Annotated in this window: 22 protein-coding genes; 11 read left to right on the top strand and 11 right to left on the bottom strand. The window is 68.1% G+C overall.

The genetic code is table 11. The features are described 5' to 3' along the window. Nucleotides 1-31: 31 nt before the first annotated feature. A complete protein-coding gene (locus AC0GNO_RS21120) occupies nucleotides 32-1249 on the bottom strand; it encodes an NnrS family protein (RefSeq protein ID WP_472905389.1) in 1218 nt (405 codons plus the stop codon). A gap of 123 nt (nucleotides 1250-1372) precedes the next feature. Between AC0GNO_RS21120 and AC0GNO_RS21115 the strand changes: the two genes are divergently transcribed. Next, on the top strand, nucleotides 1373-1882 hold the full coding sequence (locus tag AC0GNO_RS21115; protein ID WP_472905388.1) for an Rrf2 family transcriptional regulator: 510 nt from the start codon (nucleotides 1373-1375) through the stop codon (nucleotides 1880-1882). A 50-nt stretch (nucleotides 1883-1932) separates the two neighbouring features. Then, a complete protein-coding gene (locus tag AC0GNO_RS21110; RefSeq protein WP_472905387.1) occupies nucleotides 1933-2190 on the top strand; it encodes a DUF2249 domain-containing protein in 258 nt (85 codons plus the stop codon). 60 nt (nucleotides 2191-2250) lie between these two features. Here the strand turns inward: AC0GNO_RS21110 and AC0GNO_RS21105 are convergent, their stop codons facing one another. Then, the gene (locus AC0GNO_RS21105) at nucleotides 2251-2535 is read right to left on the bottom strand and encodes a hypothetical protein (RefSeq protein WP_472905386.1); all 285 of its coding nucleotides are present in this window, start codon (nucleotides 2533-2535) and stop codon (nucleotides 2251-2253) included. Between the two features lie 110 nt (nucleotides 2536-2645). Here AC0GNO_RS21105 and AC0GNO_RS21100 point away from each other — a divergent pair, with 110 nt between their 5' ends. The 3 genes from AC0GNO_RS21100 to AC0GNO_RS21090 all read left to right on the top strand — a co-directional run bounded on the left by AC0GNO_RS21100 (nucleotide 2646) and on the right by AC0GNO_RS21090 (nucleotide 4665). After that, nucleotides 2646-3296, top strand: a complete 651-nt coding sequence (locus AC0GNO_RS21100; protein ID WP_472905385.1) for a LysE/ArgO family amino acid transporter — start codon at nucleotides 2646-2648, stop codon at nucleotides 3294-3296. 153 nt (nucleotides 3297-3449) lie between these two features. Then, complete coding sequence (locus tag AC0GNO_RS21095) at nucleotides 3450-4088, top strand: FMN-binding negative transcriptional regulator (RefSeq protein WP_472905384.1); 639 nt, start codon at nucleotides 3450-3452, stop codon at nucleotides 4086-4088. A gap of 211 nt (nucleotides 4089-4299) precedes the next feature. Then, on the top strand, nucleotides 4300-4665 hold the full coding sequence (locus AC0GNO_RS21090) for a hypothetical protein (protein ID WP_472905383.1): 366 nt from the start codon (nucleotides 4300-4302) through the stop codon (nucleotides 4663-4665). Here the strand turns inward: AC0GNO_RS21090 and AC0GNO_RS21085 are convergent. From AC0GNO_RS21085 to AC0GNO_RS21075, 3 genes are all read right to left on the bottom strand, one after another. Continuing rightward, nucleotides 4662-5327: a hypothetical protein gene (locus AC0GNO_RS21085; protein ID WP_472905382.1), complete on the bottom strand. Its 666-nt coding sequence runs from the start codon at nucleotides 5325-5327 to the stop codon at nucleotides 4662-4664. The genes AC0GNO_RS21090 and AC0GNO_RS21085 overlap by 4 nt on opposite strands. Before the next feature lie 254 nt (nucleotides 5328-5581). Further along, nucleotides 5582-6610: an MlaD family protein gene (locus AC0GNO_RS21080; RefSeq protein WP_472889736.1), complete on the bottom strand. Its 1029-nt coding sequence runs from the start codon at nucleotides 6608-6610 to the stop codon at nucleotides 5582-5584. A 19-nt stretch (nucleotides 6611-6629) separates the two neighbouring features. Next, nucleotides 6630-7436 carry an MlaE family ABC transporter permease gene (locus tag AC0GNO_RS21075; RefSeq protein ID WP_472889737.1) on the bottom strand — a complete coding sequence of 269 codons (807 nt, stop codon included), beginning with the start codon at nucleotides 7434-7436 and terminating at the stop codon, nucleotides 6630-6632. Between the two features lie 142 nt (nucleotides 7437-7578). Between AC0GNO_RS21075 and AC0GNO_RS21070 the strand changes: the two genes are divergently transcribed. Beyond that, nucleotides 7579-9138 (top strand): acyl-CoA synthetase, encoded by a 1560-nt coding sequence (locus AC0GNO_RS21070; RefSeq protein ID WP_472905381.1) that lies wholly within the window; start codon nucleotides 7579-7581, stop codon nucleotides 9136-9138. A 35-nt stretch (nucleotides 9139-9173) separates the two neighbouring features. On the opposite strand, the gene AC0GNO_RS21065 is transcribed toward AC0GNO_RS21070, so the two are convergent. Together AC0GNO_RS21065 and queG are read right to left on the bottom strand one after the other, a co-directional pair. Further along, nucleotides 9174-9611, bottom strand: coding sequence for a c-type cytochrome (locus AC0GNO_RS21065; protein ID WP_472889739.1), 438 nt, complete (start codon nucleotides 9609-9611; stop codon nucleotides 9174-9176). A gap of 144 nt (nucleotides 9612-9755) precedes the next feature. Further along, entirely contained in the window at nucleotides 9756-10880 is a 1125-nt protein-coding gene (gene queG / locus AC0GNO_RS21060) for a tRNA epoxyqueuosine(34) reductase QueG (protein ID WP_472905380.1), read from the bottom strand. Here queG and tsaE point away from each other — a divergent pair. After that, the gene (tsaE, locus tag AC0GNO_RS21055; protein ID WP_472889761.1) at nucleotides 10863-11480 is read left to right on the top strand and encodes a tRNA (adenosine(37)-N6)-threonylcarbamoyltransferase complex ATPase subunit type 1 TsaE; all 618 of its coding nucleotides are present in this window, start codon (nucleotides 10863-10865) and stop codon (nucleotides 11478-11480) included. The two genes, queG and tsaE, sit on opposite strands and share 18 nt — an antisense overlap. Beyond that, entirely contained in the window at nucleotides 11477-12895 is a 1419-nt protein-coding gene (locus AC0GNO_RS21050) for an N-acetylmuramoyl-L-alanine amidase (RefSeq protein ID WP_472889741.1), read from the top strand. The genes tsaE and AC0GNO_RS21050 overlap by 4 nt, the downstream gene beginning before the upstream one ends. On the opposite strand, the gene AC0GNO_RS21045 is transcribed toward AC0GNO_RS21050, so the two are convergent. Then, nucleotides 12896-13558 carry a DedA family protein gene (locus AC0GNO_RS21045; RefSeq protein WP_472889742.1) on the bottom strand — a complete coding sequence of 221 codons (663 nt, stop codon included), beginning with the start codon at nucleotides 13556-13558 and terminating at the stop codon, nucleotides 12896-12898. It abuts the gene before it with no gap. Between the two features lie 42 nt (nucleotides 13559-13600). Here AC0GNO_RS21045 and mutL point away from each other — a divergent pair, with 42 nt between their 5' ends. Both mutL and AC0GNO_RS21035 read left to right on the top strand, forming a co-directional pair. Continuing rightward, a complete protein-coding gene (gene mutL, locus AC0GNO_RS21040) occupies nucleotides 13601-15583 on the top strand; it encodes a DNA mismatch repair endonuclease MutL (RefSeq protein WP_472905379.1) in 1983 nt (660 codons plus the stop codon). A 19-nt stretch (nucleotides 15584-15602) separates the two neighbouring features. Continuing rightward, nucleotides 15603-16310: a GNAT family N-acetyltransferase gene (locus tag AC0GNO_RS21035; RefSeq protein ID WP_472905378.1), complete on the top strand. Its 708-nt coding sequence runs from the start codon at nucleotides 15603-15605 to the stop codon at nucleotides 16308-16310. On the opposite strand, the gene AC0GNO_RS21030 is transcribed toward AC0GNO_RS21035, so the two are convergent. The 3 genes from AC0GNO_RS21030 to AC0GNO_RS21020 all read right to left on the bottom strand — a co-directional run bounded on the left by AC0GNO_RS21030 (nucleotide 16282) and on the right by AC0GNO_RS21020 (nucleotide 19503). After that, nucleotides 16282-17415, bottom strand: coding sequence for an ABC transporter permease (locus tag AC0GNO_RS21030; RefSeq protein ID WP_472905377.1), 1134 nt, complete (start codon nucleotides 17413-17415; stop codon nucleotides 16282-16284). The genes AC0GNO_RS21035 and AC0GNO_RS21030 overlap by 29 nt on opposite strands. Before the next feature lie 61 nt (nucleotides 17416-17476). Further along, nucleotides 17477-18421, bottom strand: a complete 945-nt coding sequence (locus tag AC0GNO_RS21025) for an ABC transporter ATP-binding protein (protein WP_472905376.1) — start codon at nucleotides 18419-18421, stop codon at nucleotides 17477-17479. Next, nucleotides 18418-19503 (bottom strand): HlyD family secretion protein, encoded by a 1086-nt coding sequence (locus tag AC0GNO_RS21020; RefSeq protein ID WP_472905375.1) that lies wholly within the window; start codon nucleotides 19501-19503, stop codon nucleotides 18418-18420. The genes AC0GNO_RS21025 and AC0GNO_RS21020 overlap by 4 nt, the downstream gene beginning before the upstream one ends. A gap of 225 nt (nucleotides 19504-19728) precedes the next feature. Between AC0GNO_RS21020 and gdhA the strand changes: the two genes are divergently transcribed. Continuing rightward, nucleotides 19729-21072, top strand: a complete 1344-nt coding sequence (gene gdhA / locus AC0GNO_RS21015) for an NADP-specific glutamate dehydrogenase (RefSeq protein ID WP_472905416.1) — start codon at nucleotides 19729-19731, stop codon at nucleotides 21070-21072. Nucleotides 21073-21116 lie beyond the last annotated feature (44 nt).

The following is a 21116-nucleotide window of genomic DNA, read 5'->3' as shown; positions in this document are numbered from 1 at the left end:
GAAAAAGCGGAGCGGGATGGAAAAAAGGGCGTCAGCCGTCCTTGCCGTCGAAGCGCGTCTGGAGCAGCCAGGGGGTGTAGATGAAGAGGTAGATCGCAAACGCCACCGACCAAGCCGCTGCCGCCACGACCAGAGCCAATGGCAGCCATTGCGGCACGGCCAGCGGCAGCAGCACGCGCACCAAAGCCGCCAGCATCACGAGCACGTAGGCCGCGATCTCCGGGCGGGACACCTGCAGTGCGCGCCCGGTGTGGCCGCGGGCGGTGCGGGTCATCATGCCGATGATGAGTCCGGCGGTGGCGCCGATCGCCAGCGCATGCACGCCGGCGGAAACACCGACCCAGCCGAACCGGGCCGCCGCCAGCAAGGCCAGCCCGAAGGGAATCCAGGCGTAGGACACGTGCAGGATCCACAGGATCGGGCGGTGCCGGGTCAACGCAGGCCGCCATTGCAGCAGCCGTCCCACCTGGGCCATCGCCGCGAGCGAAAACGCCAGGCCACCGACCATGTTCCAGCCAGCAGCAGCCGGCGCAAACACCCACAGCAGCAAGGCCAGCGCCGTGAGCGCCAGCGCGGCGCGATCCACCGGCGCGCGCACCTGGAGCTTCAGACCCGGGGTCGCGCTCATGGTGAAGGCCGGAATCACCCGCCCCGCGATCACGCACTCGATCATCACGATCAGGGCCAGGGCGGCGTACAACGGGGTCAGCGGGGACATCTCGAGGACGCCGATCACGCCCAGGTGAAAGAAACCGTTGGCCAGCGCGAGCAGCATCAGCATCCCCGCCAGCGGCAGGTTGCGCCGGTTGCGCGCGCGCAGCAGCACATGGGTGAGTACCGCGGCCACCAGGGGCAGCAGCGCCAGGTCCAGCACGGCGTAGACAGCGTAGGGCCCGGTCACGGCGGCCACCCGGGCCGCCAGCCACAACAGGGCCAGGGCCCCCAGAAAGGCGCCGCGCGGTGTGACCAGCCCCGTCCAGGCTTTGACCGCGGTCAGCAAGAAGCCCAGGATGACCGCGATCGCGAAGCCGAACAGCATTTCGTGCGCGTGCCACAGCAGCGGTGGCAGCGCCATCGTGAGGTTCCACTGGCCCAGGAACAGCGCCACCCACAGGGGAATCGACAGCAGCGCGAACGACGCAGCCCCCAGGTAAAAGGGCCGGAATCCCAGCCTCAGCAGCGGCCAGCCCGGGGGCTGTGGCGCGGCGGTGGGCTCGTGCGGCGAGGCGTGCAAGGTGGGGAGGGCCATGGTGTGGTGGGCGTTGCAGGGACCGTCGGGTCGCTGCGAAGACCTCATAAGAAGTATGTGGGATGAATCTTATACCCAAACCGCCTCTAAAGAAATATACTTCGTGCCTCTTTAGGGGTTTCCATGCGACTTGCCGAGTACACCGACTACACCTTGCGCGTGCTGATGTATTGCGCGGCCCGCCCGCATCAGATGGTGACCATCAGCGAACTGGCCGAACAACATGGCGTGTCCAGGAACCACCTGATGAAGATCGTCACCGACCTCGGCCGCCAGGGCGTGCTGGAAACCACGCGTGGCCGCGGCGGCGGACTGCGCCTGCTGAAAGACCCGGCCCAGCTGCGCATCGGGGACGTGGTGCGCGCCTCGGAGACCGACTTCCGCCTGGTCGAGTGTTTCGACCCGGGCTCCAACCAGTGCACGCTGTCGCCGACCTGCCGCCTGAAAGGCCTGTTCAACGCCGCGCTGGGGGCCTACTTCAAGGAACTTGACGGCATGACGCTGGCCGACATGGTCGAGCCCGTGCCGGCGCCGGCCAAGGGGCGCGCCATGTCACCGGGGCTGGCTCCGGTGGTGGCGCCCCGCAGCCTTCGCCCGCCCGCCAGCAAGGCCAAAACCTCCCCCACCGCCTGACGCCTGGCGCCTTGCGCCGGGTCCCTCCAACGTCCACTCAAGGAACCGACATGTCACAAGCTCACACACACCTGTCACCCGACGCCATCTACCCGTTCGACGCCCGCGGCGTGGCCAAACGATTCCGGCACGCCGCCATCTTCGGCGCGCTGGACAGCCTGCAGCCGGGCGAGACCATGCGATTCGCCAACGACCACGACCCCCTGCCGCTGCTGTCGCAAATCGCGCAGCGCTACGGCGACCGCATCGGCGTGGCTTACCGACAGCGCGAGCCAGGCGTGATCGTGATCGACTTCAGCGTGCTGTGAACGGGCCAGGCGACGCAGCCCCGCCAACAACCCGTTTCTGCAGATCCACATGTGTGGGGATCATGGCGCCGTAGCGAGGCGGTGTTGGCAAGCGTCGAGTGACATCTGTGCCCGCTCGAACCGCAAGGCCAAGCGGCCGGGCACGCGCAGCTTCGTGAGGAGGCCGAACCCGTCCGACCACGGCACCACGCCCACATTGCTCTGGATCAGCGGCAGCTCCAGCAACTGCTCGACCCGCTTGAGCTGATGCGCCCTGATGAACGCCGTGCTGGCCGCCGCGATGCAGCGCATGGCACCCAGCGGCTGGCTGTTGCAGCCACTGGCGGGGCGGGCGGTGCCCGTCACAGCGACCAGGGCATGGAGGGCGGCATGGTCCCTGCATGAATGCAGTTTTTCTCCATCGGAAGAAGAAAAGACAGTTTGCCTTCATTCCATTCCACGGGCACTCTCGGCGCATGACGCCGTTTCCTGTTTCCGATTCGCTGGTGTTCCCGGTCTTCCTGCAGGGCCTGGTCCTGGGCCTGGGTCTCATCGTCGCCATCGGTGCACAAAACGCGTTTGTGCTGCGCCAGGGGCTGCGGCGTGAGCACGTGGGCAGTGTGGTGCTGTTCTGCGCGCTGGCCGACGCCGTGCTCATCACCGCCGGGGTGCTGGGCATGGCGCAGGCGCTGGGCAAGCACCCCGGTGTGGCCCGGGCCATGGCGCTGGCCGGCGCGGCGTTTCTGGCCTGGTACGGCTGGCAGGCGCTGCAGCGTGCGCGCCGTGCGAATCGGCTCACCGCCTCGCAGGATGGCGCAGGCCTGAGCCACGCCGCCGCGCTGGCGCAGGCCGCCGCCTTCACCCTGCTCAACCCCCATGTGTACCTGGACACGGTGCTGCTGGTGGGCAGCATCGGCGCCCAACAACCCGCCGGCCTGCAAGGCTGGTTCATCGCCGGATCCAGCATGGCCAGCCTGGGCTGGTTCAGCGCCCTGGGATTTGGCGCGCGCTGGCTGGCACCGCTGTTCGCCAGGCCCCGCGCCTGGCAGGTGCTCGACGGCCTGATCGGCGGGACCATGTGGTTGCTGGCGGCGCTGCTGGTGCGCCATGCGCTGCAGAGCGTCTGAGGTCAGCCCATGTACCTGCCGCCGTACCATGTGCCCTTCCTGCCGGACCGCCACCAAGCGCTCTCGCGGCACGCTGCCGGGCCGGGTGGCGCGGGGCGGACGCGGCCATGGCCTATCTGGTAGAAAGATTCACGCAACCTCCTCGCCGAAACCATGTACCTCCCCACCCACTTCGAAGAACACCGCCCCGGCGAACTGCAGCGTGTGCTGCGCGAACACCCGCTGGGCGCGCTCATCACGCAAGGCCCCAACGGACTGGACGCCAACCACATCCCGTTCGAGCTCGACGAGGCCACCGGCCCGCAGGGCACGCTGCGCGCCCACGTCGCACGCGCCAACCCGGTCTGGCGCGAAGTGCCGGCCGACGGTGCGGACGTGCTCGTGATCTTCCAGTCCAGCGAGGCCTACATCTCGCCCAACTGGTACCCCAGCAAACCCGAGCACCACCGCCACGTGCCGACCTGGAACTACCAGGTCGTGCATGCCCACGGCCGCCTGCGCGTGATGGACGACGAACGCTTCGTGCGCGGCCTGGTGGCGCGCCTCACGCGCGAACACGAGCGGCGCTCGCAGCAGGTCAGGCCCTGGAAGATGGGCGACTCGGCGCCCGAGTTCATCACCGGCCTGCTGCAGGCCATCGTCGGCATCGAGATCGAACTCACCCGCCTGGTGGGCAAATCCAAGCTCGGCCAGAACCGCGAAGCGCGGGACCGCCTCGGCGCGGCAGCGGGGGTGGAGGGCCTGGGAAATGCAGAGGCGGCGCGGGCCATGCGCGAAGCGGGAGGGACCTGAAGGGCATGGCGGGCTGCGGCCTGCTGCAACCCGTTCAGTCACCGAAAAGCAAGAAGCCCAAGAACTGAGCCATGATGCGGCACACCAGACACCTTTCGACCCTCCTCGCACCCCCATCAGCGCCATCAGGGGCCGCTCTCACAGCCCACAGGGGCCAGCGACTGGCCCGATCCGGCGGGCCAGCCTCCATCTGATCTCCTCCTGCACAGACATGACCAGAAAAACCGGCAACCCCGTACCCGAACTTTGGCGTTGCGACGCGGGCAGCGCCTCGGTGGCGGTGCTGCACATCCCCGGCGCGCTGGACCGGCGCCGGACCTTTGACATCGACGTGACCCTCCTGGTGCGCGTGCCCGTCGAGGGCGACGGGCCCTGGCACGAGCTGGCGGTGGAGCTGGACGGCCAGCAGCAATGGCGCCGCCGCATTCCCAGCCACAGCCCCGGCCAGACCGACGGTCTGGACTACCACTGCCGCATCGAGCTGGAAACCGGTCGCGCGCTGCGCATCCGGGCGACCGCGGGCGTCGGAGGCTCGCGCGTGCAGCAGCTCAGCATCGAGGCCCGGGAAGCGCTTTAAAGGGCGCTCTTTCCCAGCACCACGTCGATGCGCCGCTGGATGCGCGCCACCTCATCGGCAGCGCCTGCCGCCTGTGCACGCTGCAACTGCACCTGGAGCCAGGCCAGCAGCGGACGGCGCCAGCCACGGGCGGACGCGGTATCGATGGCCTGCGTGATGGTGCCCGGGGTGGCCAGACCGCGCCTGAACAGCACACCTGCGGCCACCAGACGGGACATCGGGTCAGCGATGCCGGCAAGCGCCGCTTCGGGCGCAGCGGTCGCGGCAACGAGGCCCCGGTGGGCCTCGGGCAACAACGGTGCATCGGTCGCCTGAGCGGCGCCCTTCAGGTAGCGCGCATAGGCCTGCTCGGCCGGTGCGGCATCGCTCGCGAGCGCATCGAAGCCGGTGCACGGTTCAAAGTCGAGTGCCGCCGCCCGCGCGGCACAACGCAGCAACTCGATGCGCGCCAGCAGATCCGGCCGCGCCGTGCGCGAGACCTCGCTGCGCGCCCGCGCAAATTCCGCCGCCTCCACCCGGCTGTCGCCACTGAGCCAGGCTTCCGCCGCCCGGTCCGCACTGCCCTTGGCATTCATCTGCCATTCGGGCACCGGCGGGTTGTTGCCGCAGGCGGCCAGCGCCAACACCGAGACAGCTACGAAACAGCGAGCGATTCTTCTCAATTGACCCACCGCGAAAAATCCGACCGGAGCGAGGTGACTTAGCCCAGAAACACCGTGGAACCGGCTCCGCCGGGCCACAGGTGTGCCTTGCAGGCCGCGGCTGCGCCAGAGGCGCCGCCTCTTCGGACTGTCCAAGTCTGCGCAGGCAGACTTGGAGCCGCGGTCCTCAGCCCCCTTGAGGGGGGATGCGGCTGAGCGGATTGCCGCTTGAGGCGGCAATCCGGGGCGCAGCGAGCAAGCAACGGGGGTGGGCTTCATGGCAGCTTGATCTCCGTGTCGCGCGCAAACGGCCATTTGCGGTTCAGGTCGTTGATGAGCGCGTCCACCTTGCGCAGGCTCGCGTCCACATCGCTGCGCAGCGCGCCCAGATCGGTGGTCGCTTCGCGGGTGTTGCTGGCGATGCCCTGCGCCTCGACCAGCAAGGTGTCCAGCTTGGTCAGGCTGCCGCGCGCTTCGCCGAGCAGGCCGTTGAGCTGCTGTACGGTGGTGCGGGCGTCGCCCACCAGCCCACCACCCGTGGCGTTGCCAGACCCGCCCGGGTCCTGCCCGAACACCTGCCGGTCGGCATTGACCACCAGCGAATCCAGCCGCTGGATCAGGCCATCGGCCCGCGCGAGCACGGCGTTGGCGTTGCCCAGCGTCGCCGCCAGCTTCTTCGCATCTTCGTCGTTGCCCATGAGCAGACCCATCGCACCCTGCGGCCCCTTGAGGCGCTCGGTGGCCACCTGCAGGTTGGCCAGCGCCTGCTGCAGCGCCGCGTCGTCCTTGGTCAGGTTGTTGAGGTTGTCGAGCAGGTCGCGCGCCTGGATCACCAGCTTCGGGATCTCGGCCGCCGCGTCGCCACGCAGCACATCGCGCACGGCGCCGTCTTCCAGCGGCGGGTCGCTCAGCACGCCGCTGTAGGCGCGGATCTTCGTGCCACCGACCAGCGCCTTTTCCATGGTGAAGATGCTGGTGCTGCGCAGCCATTTGGCGTCCTTGGTGGGCACGTCCACCAGGATGCGCACGTTGCCGTCCTCGGCCAGCTCCAGCTGCGCCACCTTGCCGATGGCAAAGCCGGCGAAGGTCATGTCCATGCCGGCGACCACGCCCTCGGAGTCGTCCGACATCAGCACCAGGCGCTGCGTGCGCTCGAAGGCGCCGCGCGCGTACATCACGTACAGCGCCGAGCCCACCACCAGCGCCAGCAACAGCAGCAGCAGGAGCGCGGCCTTGAACTCCAGGTTGTTCACCGGGGGCACGGGATCGGGCACGGGGCCCAGAGGCGGATTCGTTGGGGTCATGGATGCGGGTATGGAGAATTCAATAGTAGTTGCCCATGAGGGACACCACTTCCAGCAACAGGATCACCGAGAGCAGGCGCGCGAATTCGGTGATGTCGCTGCGCCGCGCGTAACCGCCATTGGCGTCGGGCTGGGCGCTGGCGGCCATGGGCACGAAAGCCACCGCCAGGCTGAAGAACAGCGTCTTGAGGCCAAAGATCAGCGAAACCTCGGGTGAGAACACACTGCCCACGCTGCGGTTGTAGTCGGCCAGCGCCCAGGGCGAAAAGCCGTACACGTTCAGGTAGGTCAGCACCAGCGCGATGAAACAGCTCAGCGCGGCCAGCAGCAGCACCGAGAACACCCCGGCCAGCGCGCGCGGCAGCATGTCCTGGCGCAGCAGTTGCTGGGGTGGGCGGTGCAGTCCGCGGCGGTGTTCGTCGCTCAGCAGGCGGCGGATGCGTTGCGACTCGGGCATGGTGTAGCGCACCGCCACAAAGAGCGCCGCATACAGGGGAATGAGCTCCAGCACCAGGGTGCGCACCAGCACCTCCAGCGCGTACTGCGAGAGGCCGTAGCTCAACGCCGTGGCCACCACGATGCGGATCAGCACCAGGCTCACCAGGGCCGACAGCACCAGGAACCAGGTCAGCAGCGGCGCGCTGGCACGGTAGATGTGCGCCATCACCGCACGGCGCTCCTCGGGTTCGTCGTAGCTGGAGGGAGACAGCGACAGCACCACGATCTCGGCACCGATGAACAGCACCTGCCACCAGGCGCCCCAGGCGGACAGCACCCCCCGCCCCCAGCGCAGCAGCGTGTTGTGCATCGAAGCAAGCAGGTTCATGCGCCGGATCATAGCGGCGCGACGCCAAGGTGACAGCACAAACCCATGGCTGGTGAAAACGCCCATGGCCGCGCGCGCGGTTTGTGGGTTCAATGCCCCATCGCACCCGCAACCGCGGGGAACGCTGTAACCGGAGGCATTCGTGACCCATTCCCTTTCCCCTGTCGTGCGCCGCCAGACCATCGCCGACGCCCTGCACCGCACCGCTGTTCGCCTGCCGACCAAGACCGCCATCGTCTGCGGCGACACGCAATGGACCTACGCCGGGTTCGACGCACTCGTGTCGCGCCTGGCCGCCGGCCTGAACCAGATCGGCGTGTGCGAAGGCGACAAGGTGGCCGTGCTGGCGCGCAATTCGCACGGCTTTGCCGCATTGCGTTTTGCGCTGGCGCGCCGGGGCGCGGTGCTGGTGCCGATCAATTTCATGCTCAAGGCCGAAGAAGTGGCCTTCATCCTGCGCCACGCGGGGGCGAAGACGCTCGCCACCGACAGCGGCCTGGCCGGGCTGGCGCGCGAAGCCTCGGCGCTGGAAACGCAGGTGCAGCAGTTCATCTGGCTGCCGAGCGAAGACCCGGGCGAGCCGGCGCCCGGCATGCACCGCTTCGACGAACTCGCCGGCTGCACAGACACCCTGCCCGACGTGGCGCTGGGCAGCTTTGACCTGGCCCAGATCGTCTACACCAGCGGCACCGAATCCAGCCCCAAAGGCGCCATGCTCACGCACGACGCCGTGCTCTGGCAGTACGTGAGCTGCGTGATCAACGCCGAAATCGCCGAAACCGACCGCACCCTGCACGCCCTGCCGCTGTACCACTGCGCGCAGCTCGACGTGTTCTTCGGCCCGGCCATCTACATCGGCAGCAGCAACGTCATCACCAGCAAGCCCACGCCCGACAACCTGCTCGCGCTGATCGAACAGCACCAGATCACCAGCTTCTTCGCGCCGCCCACGGTGTGGATCGCGCTGCTGCGTTCGCCGCTGTTTGACGCCAGCAAGCTGGGCAGCCTGGCCAAGGGCTACTACGGCGCGTCCATCATGCCGGTGGAGGTGCTGAAGGAACTGGCCGCTCGACTGCCGGCCGTGCGGCTGTGGAACCTGTACGGCCAGACCGAGATCGCGCCGCTGGCGACCATGCTTGGGCCCGACGACCAGCTGCGCAAACCCGGCTCCTGCGGCAAGGCGGTGCTCAACGTGGAAACCCGCGTGGTCAACGACGACATGCAGGACGTGGCCGTGGGCGAGGTCGGCGAGATCGTGCACCGCTCGCCGCACCTGATGCTCGGCTACTTCAACGACCCCGAGCGCACGGCGGCCAGCTTCGAGGGCGACTGGTTCCACAGCGGCGACCTCGCCGTGATCGACGACGAAGGCTTCATCACCGTGGTCGACCGCAAGAAGGACATGATCAAGACCGGCGGCGAAAACGTGGCCAGCCGCGAGGTGGAAGAAATGATCTACCGCCTGCCCGCGGTGAGCGAGGTGGCGGTGATCGGCCTGCCCGACCCGAAATGGGTCGAGGCCGTGACGGCGGTCATCGTGGTCAAGGCCGGACAGGCACTCACCGAAGACGAGGTGCTGGCGCACTGCAACCAGCACATGGCGCACTTCAAATGCCCGAAACGCGTGGTGTTCACCGACAGCCTGCCGAAGAATCCGAGCGGGAAACTGTTGAAGCGGGAGCTTCGGCGGCGCCACGCGTGAAGGCCAGGTGCGCGCGTTCGCACCCGCTACACACCCTATTTCCGCTGCATGCGCTCCAGGTGGTCGATCAGGTCGTCAATGCGCCGCTGTGCGGCCCGCTCGGCCTGCTCATCGGATCCGCCCACGTTCTTCACCCGATCAAAGTAGACGCTGCCCCAGACGGGCATTTCGCGTGTCCCGTGCGTGCCGATGGCCGCGGTGCCGCGCCCGTCGATCATCGCGGCCACCCGGTCCTTCGGAAACACACCGCCATGGCGCCCGGCCAGCAGCGTCAGGTCGCTCGGACGGGTCACCAGAAAGGGCACCAACGGACCGTCACCTCGCCCGGCCACACCGTGACAGCTGGCGCAGCTGTTCTGGTAGTCCCAGCGGCCAGGGTCTCCCAGGCGCTGCGTCGGGACCTGTGCGTGCGCCGACGCCGCCAGCCACAAAACACCACCCGCCACCATCCACTTCCATGCCAACGTGTCCATGCTGCTTTCCTTTGTATTGAAATCTGTTGCGATCAGAAGACACAGTACCACCCATGGTTTGAAATGGTCTGTCGGGGAAAAAAAGAGGTCGTTGATGCCGCGCCCTGCGACCTTGTCTGATCGGTGGTTGCGGGGGACCGGGGATCAGGAATCGGCCGGGCCACCCGGCAATCCGTTCTCCCGCCCGCCCTGCTCCAGTGCCCAGGCCACATGCTCGCGCACAAGCGCGCTGGGGTGTTCGCTGCGGGTGCCCAAGGCCTGGTGCAGGGCACTCCGCTCCACGCCCGCCACCGCCGACAACGCATTGCCCATCGCCACCGCGATGTTGCGCAACCAGCGCTCATGCCCGATGCGCCGGATCGGGCTGCCTTCGGTGCAGCGCAGGAATTCCGCTTCGGTCCACGCAAACAGTTCGATCAGCGTTGAACCGCCAAGCCCTTCACGCGGATCAAAGTCGGGCAAGGGGCTGCGCTGCGCGAACTTGTTCCAGGGGCAGACCAGCTGGCAGTCGTCGCAGCCGTAGATGCGGTTGCCGATCAGCGGGCGCAGGTCTTCGGGGATCGCCCCCGCGTGTTCGATGGTGAGGTAGCTGATGCAGCGCCGCGCGTCCAGCCGCTGCGGGCCAAGGATCGCCTGCGTCGGACAGACCTCGATGCAGGCCGTGCAGGCGCCGCAATGGTCCGACACCGGTTCGCTCGGCGGCAGTGCGATGTCCACATAGATCTCGCCCAGAAAAAACATGGAGCCGCCTTCGCGGTTGAGCACCAGCGTGTGTTTGCCGCGCCAGCCCTGGCCGCTGCGGCTGGCGAGTTCGGCTTCAAGCACGGGCGCGGAGTCGGTGAACACGCGGTGGCCCAGCGGCCCCACTTCGGTGGCGATACGCTCGGCCAGTTTCTGCAGCCGGTTTCGCAGGACCTTGTGGTAGTCGCGCCCCCGGGCGTAGAGCGAAACCACGGCCTCGCCCGGCCGCTCCAGGCGGCCGAGCTCGATCGCCTGCCAGCCTTCGGGCGTGTCACGCGGCAGGTAGTCCATGCGCGCGGTGATCACGCTCACGGTGCCCGGCACCAGCTCGGCCGGGCGCGCGCGCTTGAGGCCATGGCTGGCCATGTAGCCCATGTCACCGTGAAATCCGGCCTGCAACCAGGCGTTCAAACCCGGTTCGGCCGCAGAAAGATCCACGCCGGTCACGCCGATTTGTGAAAATGCGAGCTCCCGGCCCCAGGCCTGAATCTGTGAGACGAGTTGAGCAGCATCAAAACCGGTTTTCATGTTCCGCCCATTGTAGAAATGGACTCGGGAACGCGCTCCCCGGCAGCCCCCCCGTCTGGTGCCGCGGCTGGCGGGTTGTGGCCCGAGTTGAAGGTTCACTGGTACAGCGAAGAAGACACGCTCGCCTTCGCCAACCGTCTGGCCACCTGCCCTGCACTGGCCCACGCCACCCTCACCCTGCACGGCGACCTGGGCGCGGGCAAGACCACCTTCGTGCGCCATCTGCTGCGCGCCCTCGGCGTGAGCGGGCGCATCAAGAGCCCGACCTACGCGGTGGTCGAACCGCACAGCAGCATCGACTGTCCCTTCATGCCCGATGGCGAAGTCCTGCACATCTGGCACTTCGATTTTTACCGCTTCAGCGACCCGCGCGAATGGGAAGATGCGGGTTTTCGCGAACTTTTTGCCAGCCCCGGCCTCAAGCTGGTGGAATGGCCCGAGCGCGCGGCCGACACGCTGTCCACCGTGGACGCCGATATTCACATCGAGCCCGAAGCCATGAGCCCCTCATCCCGCGACGAAGCTGACAGCGTGCGCAGCGTGCGCTTCACCGCCTTCACCCCCACTGGCCAGCACCTGCTGGCAACACTGCAGGCATGACCCTTCGAGAAAACGGCCCGAACCGCCGCGCCCTGCTGCAGGCCGGCTCACTGGTGCTGCTGCTCGGCACGCAGCAGATCGCGCGTGGCGCCAGCGTGGTGGCGGTGCGCATCTGGCCCGCGCAGGACTACACGCGTGTGACCATCGAGTCCGATGGCGAACTCAAGGCGCGCCAGACCACCGTGAACGTCCCTCCGCGCCTGACGGTAGACATTGAGGGCATCGACCTCGTGGAGGGCATGCGCGAGCTGGTGGGCAAGCTCAAGCCCGACGACCCCAACATCGCAGGCATCCGCGTCGAGCAGCGCAAGGGCAAGCTGGTGCAACTGCACATCGACCTCAAGCAGCCGATCAAGCCCCAGGTGTTCAACCTGCAGCCGGTGGCGGCCTACCAGCACCGCCTGGTGTTCGACCTGTACCCGGTCAACGCGCCCGATCCGCTCGAAGAGCTGATCGCCCAGCGTTTGAAGGAGCTGGACGAGGCCAGCGCTCGCGCCGCGCGCCTGCTGGGCATCGAAACCGATGCCCTGGGCAGCCCGGCCGGTACCGAAGATCCCCTGGGCGAGCTGCTCGCGCGCAACGGCCATATGCCGCTGGACAAGCCAGCACCCGCCCCGCCCAAAACGCCCGCTGCGAACACCGGCAAAGCGCCAGCAGCGCCTCTCCAGCGGCCAGCTTCGGGCGGCATCACCGACCGCCTGATCATCGTGGCCCTCGACCCGGGCCACGGTGGCGAAGACCCCGGCGCCATCGGCCCCGGCGGCACGCGTGAAAAAGACGTGGTGCTCAAGGTGGCGCTGCGCCTGCGCGACCGCATCAATGCCACCCGCGTCAACGGTAACCCCATGCGCGCCTACCTCACGCGGGACGCCGACTTCTTCGTCCCGCTGCACGTGCGCGTGCAGAAGGCCCAGCGCGTCAAGGCCGACCTGTTCATCAGCATTCACGCCGACGCTTTCATGACGGCACGCCCCCAGGGAGCGAGCATCTTCGCGCTCAGCACCAAGGGCGCGAGCAGTGCCGCCGCGCGCTGGATGGCCGACAAGGAGAACGCCGCCGATCTGGTGGGTGGCATCAACGTCAAGGCCAAGGACGCCACGGTACAGCGCACCCTGCTCGACATGAGCACCACCGCTCAGATCAAGGACAGCCTGAAACTCGGCAGCGCCATGCTCGGCGAGGTGGGCCGCGTGGGCAAGCTGCACAAGCCGCGTGTGGAGCAGGCAGGCTTTGCCGTGCTCAAGGCGCCCGACATCCCGAGCGTGCTGGTCGAGACCGCCTTCATCAGCAACCCGGAAGAAGAAGAGCGCCTGCGCAGCGTGCAATACCAGACCGACCTGGCCGATGCCCTGCTCAAGGGCATCGTGAAGTACTTCGGCGCCAACCCGCCGCTGGCCCGGTCCCGGCAGTTCTGATCAGGGCGTCGCAGCGACGCGCGCTTTTTCCGCCCGCGCCGCCCGCCAGCCGCCAAAGATGGCGATCAGCCCCGGCACGAAGATCAGTGCCCAGATGATCTTGGACAGGTTGGCCTGCACCCAGGGCAGGTTGCCGAAGAAGTAGCCGGCGGCAGTCAGGCCGATCACCCAGATGATGGCGCCGACCACGTTGTAGGCGGTGAACTTGCTGCGCGTCATCTCGGCCACGCCCGCGACGAAGGGCGCAAAGGTGCGGATGAAAGGCATGAAGCGCGCCAGGATGATGGTCACGCCACCGTAGCGCTCGTAGAAGTTGTGCGCCTGGTTGAAGGCGTTCTTGTTGAAGAAACGCGAGTTTTCCCACTGGAACACCTTCGGCCCGAAGTAGCGGCCGATGCTGTAGTTGGTCTGGTCGCCCAGGATGGCGGCCACCAGCATCAGGCCGGCGGCGAGCGACCAGTCCATCAAGCCGGCGCCGCAGAGCGCGCCGACGATGAAGAGCAGCGAATCGCCGGGCAGGAAGGGCATGACCACCAGCCCGGTTTCCACAAAGATGATGAGAAACAGCAGGGCGTAGACCCAGGCACCGTAGGTTTGCACGAAGGCCATCAGGTGCTGGTCCACGTGCAGGATGAAATCGAGTAAGAAGGCAATAAGTTCCATGGGGGGATTATCCCTGCCACCGAGACACCTACAATTTCCCCGGTGAACGCACCGCACCCCCTCCCGGCCCGCAGACCCATCCGCGAACTGCCCGACGAACTGATCAGCCAGATCGCGGCCGGCGAGGTGGTCGAACGGCCCGCCTCGGTGGTGCGCGAACTGGTGGACAACGCTTTGGACGCGGGCGCCACCCAGATCACCGTGCGTCTGCAGGCCGGTGGCGTGCGGCTGATCAGCGTGGAAGACAACGGCTGGGGCATCCACCGCACCGAGCTGCCCACCGCGCTCAAGCGCCACGCCACGAGCAAGATCGCCAGCCTGGGCGACCTGGAATCGGTGCACACCATGGGTTTTCGCGGCGAAGCGCTGGCCGCCATCTGCTCGATCGCCGAGGTCTCGGTGCTCACGCGCACGGACAGCGGCGACGAGCCGCACGGCTGGCTGCTCGATGGCCGCAGCGGCGAGCTGCAGCCGACCGCACGCGGCCCCGGCACCACGGTCGAGGTGCGTGAACTGTTTTTCGCCACGCCGGCGCGGCGCAAGTTCCTCAAGACCGACGCCACCGAGCTGGCCCACTGCATCGAAGCCGTGCGCCGCCACGCGCTGGCGCGACCCGAGGTGGGCTTTGCGGTCTGGCACGACGGCAAGCTGGTCGCACAGTGGCGCGCCGTGTCGGCCGACCTCGCTGGCGGCGGCACGCTGGACGCCCTGCGCCAGCGCCTGGCCGACGTGCTGGGCGAAGACTTCATTCAGCAGGCGGTGGCGGTCAACTGGCCGGCCGACGCCGTGCCTGGCGAAGCGGCCCTGGCCGATGGCGTGCAGCGCCTGCGCGTCTGGGGTTTTGCCGGCGTGCCCGACGCGGCGCGCTCGCGCAGCGACTGGCAATACGCCTACGTGAACGGCCGCTTCGTGCGCGACAAGGTGATCGGCCACGCCGCGCGCAGCGCCTATGAGGACGTGCTGCACGGCCACCGCCAGCCGGTCTACGCGCTCTTCGTGAGCCTGGACCCGACGCGGGTGGACGTGAACGTGCACCCGACCAAGATCGAGGTGCGTTTCCGCGACAGCCGCGAGGTGCACCAGGCCGTGCGCCACGCGGTGGACGCTGCGCTGGCCGCGCCGCGTTCGGCTGCGGCGGCCAGCGCGCAAGCTGTGTTGCCGCAAGGCGAAGCCGGCGCGAGCCCGTCCCCATCGGCAGGCGCTTGGACGCCACCCGAGCGCCTGCCCTCCACGCTGGGCGGTGCGCAGAATCCGCTGCCGTTCCAGCGCTACGCGCCACCCGACGCCATCGGCCAGCGGGTGAGCGACCTCGGGGCCCTGTGGGGCAACAGCCTTCAGGGAGCCACTCCAGGGTTCGATTCGGCGAGCACGTTGGCCCGTTCGTTGCAAACAGACGGGATACGCAGCGAACCGGCCGACAGCCCACCCCTGCCCGCCGGCGACTGGCCGCTCGGCCGCGCCATCGCGCAGCTGCAGGGCGTCTACATCCTGGCCGAAAACGCCCAGGGTCTGGTGGTGGTGGACATGCACGCCGCCCATGAGCGCATCGTCTACGAACGCCTCAAGCAGCAGATGGACAACGAACAGCTGGCCAGCCAGCCGCTGCTGATCCCGGCCACCTTCGCCGCCACACCCACCGAAGTGGCGACCGCCGAAGACAGCGGCGTGGTGCTGGCCATGCTGGGTCTGGAGGTGGTGCCGTTTTCGCCCAGGACGCTGGCGGTGCGCGCCGTGCCTACCACGCTGGCGCAGGGTGACCCTGTGGAGCTGGCGCGCAGCGTGCTCGCCGAGCTGAGCCAGCACGACGCATCGACCGTGGTGAAACGAGCGCGCAACGAGCTGCTGGCCACCATGGCCTGCCACGGCGCGGTGCGCGCCAACCGGCGCCTGACCATCGACGAAATGAATGCACTGCTGCGCCAGATGGAAATCACCGAGCGCTCCGACCAGTGCAACCACGGCCGCCCGACCTGGCGCCAGGTGAACATGCGCGAGCTCGACGCGCTGTTCCTGCGCGGACGCTGAACCTCCGGGAGGCATCACCATGGTGCATCTTCTCGACAACATCTTCTGGCACGCCCTGACCGGCCCGCAGGCGCACTGGGCCGTCGGCTCGGGCGGCGCCCGCCGCTACGCCCCGGGTTTTTCGCCCATCGTCGGCTTCGCCAACCCGCAGCGGCCCGATTTCGACGCGCTGACGCCGCATTGCGAACCCGGCGAACATTTTTACTGCGCCGGCTGGTCGGGTCCCGCTCCCGCGGGCTGGGTGGTCGAGGCCGAGACCACCCTGCACAAGATGGTCTGGGCCGGCGAGGCCCCGGCGCGCGACGATGCCCCCGACGCCCGGCCCATGGGCCCGGAACACCTGGACCAGGTGCTGGCCCTGGCCGAACTCACCCGCCCCGGGCCGTTTGGCCCGCGCACCATCGAGCTCGGTGAATACTTCGGCCTGTTCGATGGCGAACGCCTCATGGCCATGGCCGGCGAACGCAGCTTTGCCGAAACCCTGCGCGAGGTCAGCGGCGTCTGCACCCACCCCGACTTCCAGGGCCGCGGGCTGGCGCGGCGGCTGATGCGCAAACTCATCGCCCGCCAGCTCGCGCGCGGCGAAACCCCGTTCCTGCACGTGATGAGCGACAACACCGGCGCCCTGGGCCTGTACCAACGCATGGGCTTTCGCACCCACCGCGAATCGGTGGTGCGCGTCATCACACAGAGCCAAGTCAATCCAGGGTCTGCCGATAGCGTTTGAGCGCCACGGCGCCTGCGATCGCCAGAAACAGCAACATGGGCCAGAGCTCGGCCCAGAGCTGCGGCGCCTGGTTGCCCTTGAGCATGATGCCGCGCACGATGCGCAGGAAATGCGTCAGCGGCAGGACCTCGCCCAGCCACTGCGCCCAGACCGGCATGCCACGGAACGGGAACATGAAACCCGAGAGCAGCATCGAGGGCAGAAAGAAAAAGAAGGTCATCTGCATCGCCTGCAGCTGGTTGCGCGCGATGGTGGAAAACGTGAAGCCGACCGCCAGGTTGGCCACCATGAAGACGCCGATCATCATCATCAGCAAAACGAAGCTGCCCACCATGGGCACCTCGAACAGCAGCCAGGCCGCGCCCAGAATCACGCCGAGCTGCACATAGCCGATCACCACGTAGGGCAGGATCTTGCCCACCATCACCTCCAGTGGCCGCACCGGTGTGGCGAGCAGGTTTTCCATCGTGCCGCGCTCGCGTTCGCGCGTCATGGCCAGCGAGGTCAGCATCACCATGGTCATGGTGAGGATGGTGCCGATCAGGCCGGGCACGATGTTGTAGCGCGACAGGCCCTCGGGGTTGTAGCGCCGGTGCACCCGGATCTCGAACGGCGCCGCGCCCTTCTGCAGCGATTGCAGCGGGCCGGTGAGATCGTGGCGCAGGGCCAGGTTCGTCATCTCGCCGAGCGCGGCGATCGCGTTGCCCGAGGCCGAGGGGTCGGTGGCGTCCACCGAGACCAGCACCGCCGGACGATCGCCGCGCACCACGTCGCGCGAAAAACCGGGCGGGATCACGATCATGAACTGCACCTCGCCCGTGGCCACCAGGGCGTCGGCCTCGGCTTGGCTGGTGCCCTGGTGCACCACCTTGAAGTAGCCGGTGTTCTGCAGCGAGGCCACCAGGCTGCGCGCCAGCGGGCCGGCGTCGGCCGCGACCACCGCCGTGGGCAGGCCCTTGGGATCGGTGTTGATCGCGTAGCCGAACAGCACCAGCTGCATCACCGGCACGCCCACCGCCATGGCGAAGGTGAGCCGGTCGCGCAGCATCTGCTGGAACTCCTTGATGAACACGGCCCAGGTGCGCGCGGGCGAAAACCATTTCACCGAGTACCTCCGTGCTGCGCACTGCGGTGCGAGCTTGCTTGGGAGCGGCCCGGCGCGGCGCTCATGGTTGCCCCGCCTGGCTGTTGCCGAAGTTGTCCTGCGCCTGGTCGATCAGGCTGATGAACACGTCCTCCAGGTTGGCCCGCGTTTCGCGCAGCACCACGCCGCTCTCGCCCTGGAAAGCGCCGAGCGACTGCGCCAGCAGCGCGCCGTCGCGCCCGGCCACGTGCAGCGTGTTGCCGAAGGCGACGACGTTCTGCACCCCGGGCAGCGCGCGCAGGCGTTCGCTCAGGTCCTGCGCGGCAGCGCCTTCGAGCGCCCAGACGCTCAGGCCCGCCGCGTCGACGATCTCGCGCTCGTTGCCGCGCGCGAGCACCTTGCCATAGGCGATGTAGACCAGGTCGTGGCAGCGCGCGGCCTCGTCCATGTAGTGGGTGGACACCAGCACCGTGATGCCCTGCGCGGCCAGGCGGTGGATCTGGTCCCAGAAGTCGCGCCGCGCCTTGGGGTCCACGCCGGCCGTGGGTTCGTCAAGCAGCAGCAGGCGCGGCCCGTGGATCAGGCAGGCGGCCAGCGCCAGGCGCTGTTTCCAGCCGCCCGAGAGCGTGCCGGCGAGCTGGCGCTGGCGCGCTTGCAGGCCCAGTTGCTCCAGCGCCTGGTCCACCGCCGCGCGGCGCCCAGGCAGCTCGAACAGCCGGGCCACGAAGTCCAGGTTTTCGCGGATCGAAAGGTCGTCGTAGAGGCCGAATTTCTGCGTCATGTAGCCCACCTGGCGCTTGATGGCGGCGGCCTCGCGGCGGAAGTCCAGCCCCAGGCACTGGCCCTCGCCCGCGTCGGGGCGCAGCAGGCCGCAGAGCATGCGGATCGTCGTGGTCTTGCCGCTGCCATTGGGCCCGAGGAAACCGCAGATGCGGCCCTGGCCCACCTGCAGGGTCACGTCGTCCACCACGGCGCGGCCGTCGTAGCGTTTGGTCAGGCCGCGCACGTCGATGGCGAGCGTGTTCATCCCGGGTCCTGCGTCAGGCGGGTCACGTCCAGCGGCTGGCCGGGGTGCAGGCGGCTGGCGTCGGCCGGGCGCGGCGCGGCCTCCACCAGAAACACCAGCCGGGCGCGCTGGGCGTTGGAGTAGATCACCGGCGGCGTGAATTCCGGACCACTGGCAATGCGGATGATGCGCGCCGGAATCGCCTCGCCACAACCGTCGCAGGCCAGGGCCACCCATTGCCCGGTGGCCAGCGCACCGACCTCGGTCTCAGGCACATAGAACCGGGCCTTCACGCCCCCCGGTGGCAACAGCGACAGCACCGGCTGTCCCGGCGCCACGGTTTCGCCGACGCGGAAAAACACCTCGGCCACCAGGGCATCGGCGGGCGCGGTCTGCTGCTTCTGGGCCAGCCGCCAGTCGCTCTGGCGCAGCACCTGGCGCGCGGCTTCGGCCTGGGCCTCGGCGGCGTCGGTTTCGTCGCTGCGCGCCGGCAAGGCCGCCACGCGCAGGGCAGCCTCCAGTTCGGCGACCCGGGCGTTCGCCTGGTCCAGCGCGGCCTTGGCGGCGTCCTGGCTGGCCTGCGACACAAAACCCTGGGCCACCAGATCCCGCTGGCGCGCCCAGGCGGTCTGCGCCAGCACGGCCTGCGCCCGGGCCTGCGCCAGCTGGGCGCGGGTCACCGCCACCTCGTCGGTGCGCCGGCCTTTGGTGGTGTTGGCGGCCTGGGCCAAGGTGCCGGCCAGGCGCGCCTGGGCTTCGGCCTGTGCCGCCTGTTCGGCCTGGGCGTCGAGCGCGAACAGCGCATCGCCCTTGCGCACCCGGTCGCCCGCCCGCACGGCCAGCGTGTCAAGCCGCCCACCCACCGGGGACGACACATGCACGTAGTCGCCCTCGACGTAGCCCGACCAGCCCGCGGGCGGCGCCTCACCGCAGGCCGCCAGTCCAGCGACCACGGTCAGCACGGCCATCAGACCCGGGCCGCGCCGTCCGCCGGGCGCTGTGGCCTGCCCCGCATTCTTCGAGGCGATGGTGTGTTCGTCGGCGAACACGTCGGACGCCGGGACTTCGCGGCAGCGAATGCGGGTGAAAACACGGTCGGTCATGGGCGGGTCGTCCGGTGGGGCCTGGCGAGGTGGTTTTGCGCAGGCCGGGCTCATTCTGCCTTGAAGTTTTCGCAGGGGTTCGCACCATTCCTTGCCATGAAACGTTGCGTGCCGGCCATCGGCCAACGCACCACCATGAATCAGAAAGCACCAAACCAAGGCGTTTTCGCTACACAAAATGCCGGCTTTGCATAATGTCATGCACATTTTTGGAGCATGACCCACATGAAGTACGCCTCGGTTCACGATTTTCTTTCCCACGTCGCCCTGCGCAACCCGGGCCAGCCCGAGTTCCTGCAAGCCGTCACCGAAGTGATGGAAAGCCTCTGGCCTTTCATCGCTGCCCACCCGAAATACGCCGAACAAGGCCTGCTGGACCGGCTGGTCGAACCCGAGCGCATCGTGATCTTCCGCGTGTCCTGGGTGGACGACCACGGCAGCGTGCAGGTCAACAAGGGCTACCGCATCCAGCACAGCATGGCCATTGGTCCTTACAAGGGCGGCCTGCGTTTCCACCCCTCGGTGAACCTGTCGGTGCTGAAATTCCTGGCCTTCGAGCAGACCTTCAAGAACGCGCTGACCACCTTGCCCATGGGCGGCGGCAAGGGGGGCTCGGACTTCGACCCCAAGGGCAAAAGCCCGGCCGAAGTCATGCGCTTCTGCCAGGCGTTCGCCAGCGAGCTGTTCCGCCACGTGGGTGCCGACACCGACGTGCCGGCGGGCGACATCGGCGTCGGTGGCCGCGAAGTGGGCTTCATCGCCGGCATGGTCAAGAAGCTCTCCAACCGCGCCGACTGCGTGTTCACCGGCAAGGGCCTGAGTTTCGGCGGTTCGCTGATCCGCCCCGAAGCCACCGGCTACGGCACGGTCTACTTTGCGCAGGAAATGCTCAAGACCCGCGGCCAGTCCTTCCAAGGCTTGCGCGTGTCGGTGTCCGGTTCGGGCAACGTGGCCCAGTACGCGGTCGAGAAGGCGATGGAACTCGGCGCCAAGGTGATCACCGTGTCGGACTCCAGCGGCACCATCGTGGACGAATCCGGCTTCACGCCCGAGAAGCTGGCGATCCTGATGGACGTGAAGAACCACCACTACGGCCGCGTGAGCGACTACGCCGAGCGCACCGGTGTGCAGTTCGAAGCGGGCAAGACACCCTGGCACGTGCCGGTGGATGTGGCCCTGCCGTGCGCGACCCAGAACGAGCTGAACGAACAGGACGCCGCCACGCTGATCCGGAACGGCGTGATCTGTGTCGCCGAAGGCGCCAACATGCCCTCCACCATCGAAGCCGCCAAGGCCTTCGAGGCGGCCGGCGTGCTGTACGCGCCAGGCAAGGCATCGAACGCGGGCGGCGTGGCCACCTCGGGCCTGGAAATGAGCCAGAACGCGCTGCGCCTGTCGTGGCCCCGTGACGAGGTGGACGGTCGCCTGCTGCAGATCATGCAGGGCATTCACGCCGCCTGCCTGAAATACGGCAAGCAAGCCGACGGCAGCGTGAGCTACATCGACGGCGCCAACATCGCCGGCTTCGTGAAGGTGGCCGACGCCATGCTGGCCCAGGGCGTCATTTAAGGCTCCCCCTCATTGGCGGCACATCGCTGCACCGCGCGCGCAGT

The organism is Hydrogenophaga sp. L310, assembly GCF_055703065.1.
Note: the sequence above shows the minus strand (reverse complement) of the source record. Positions and strands in the feature narration are given on the sequence as shown.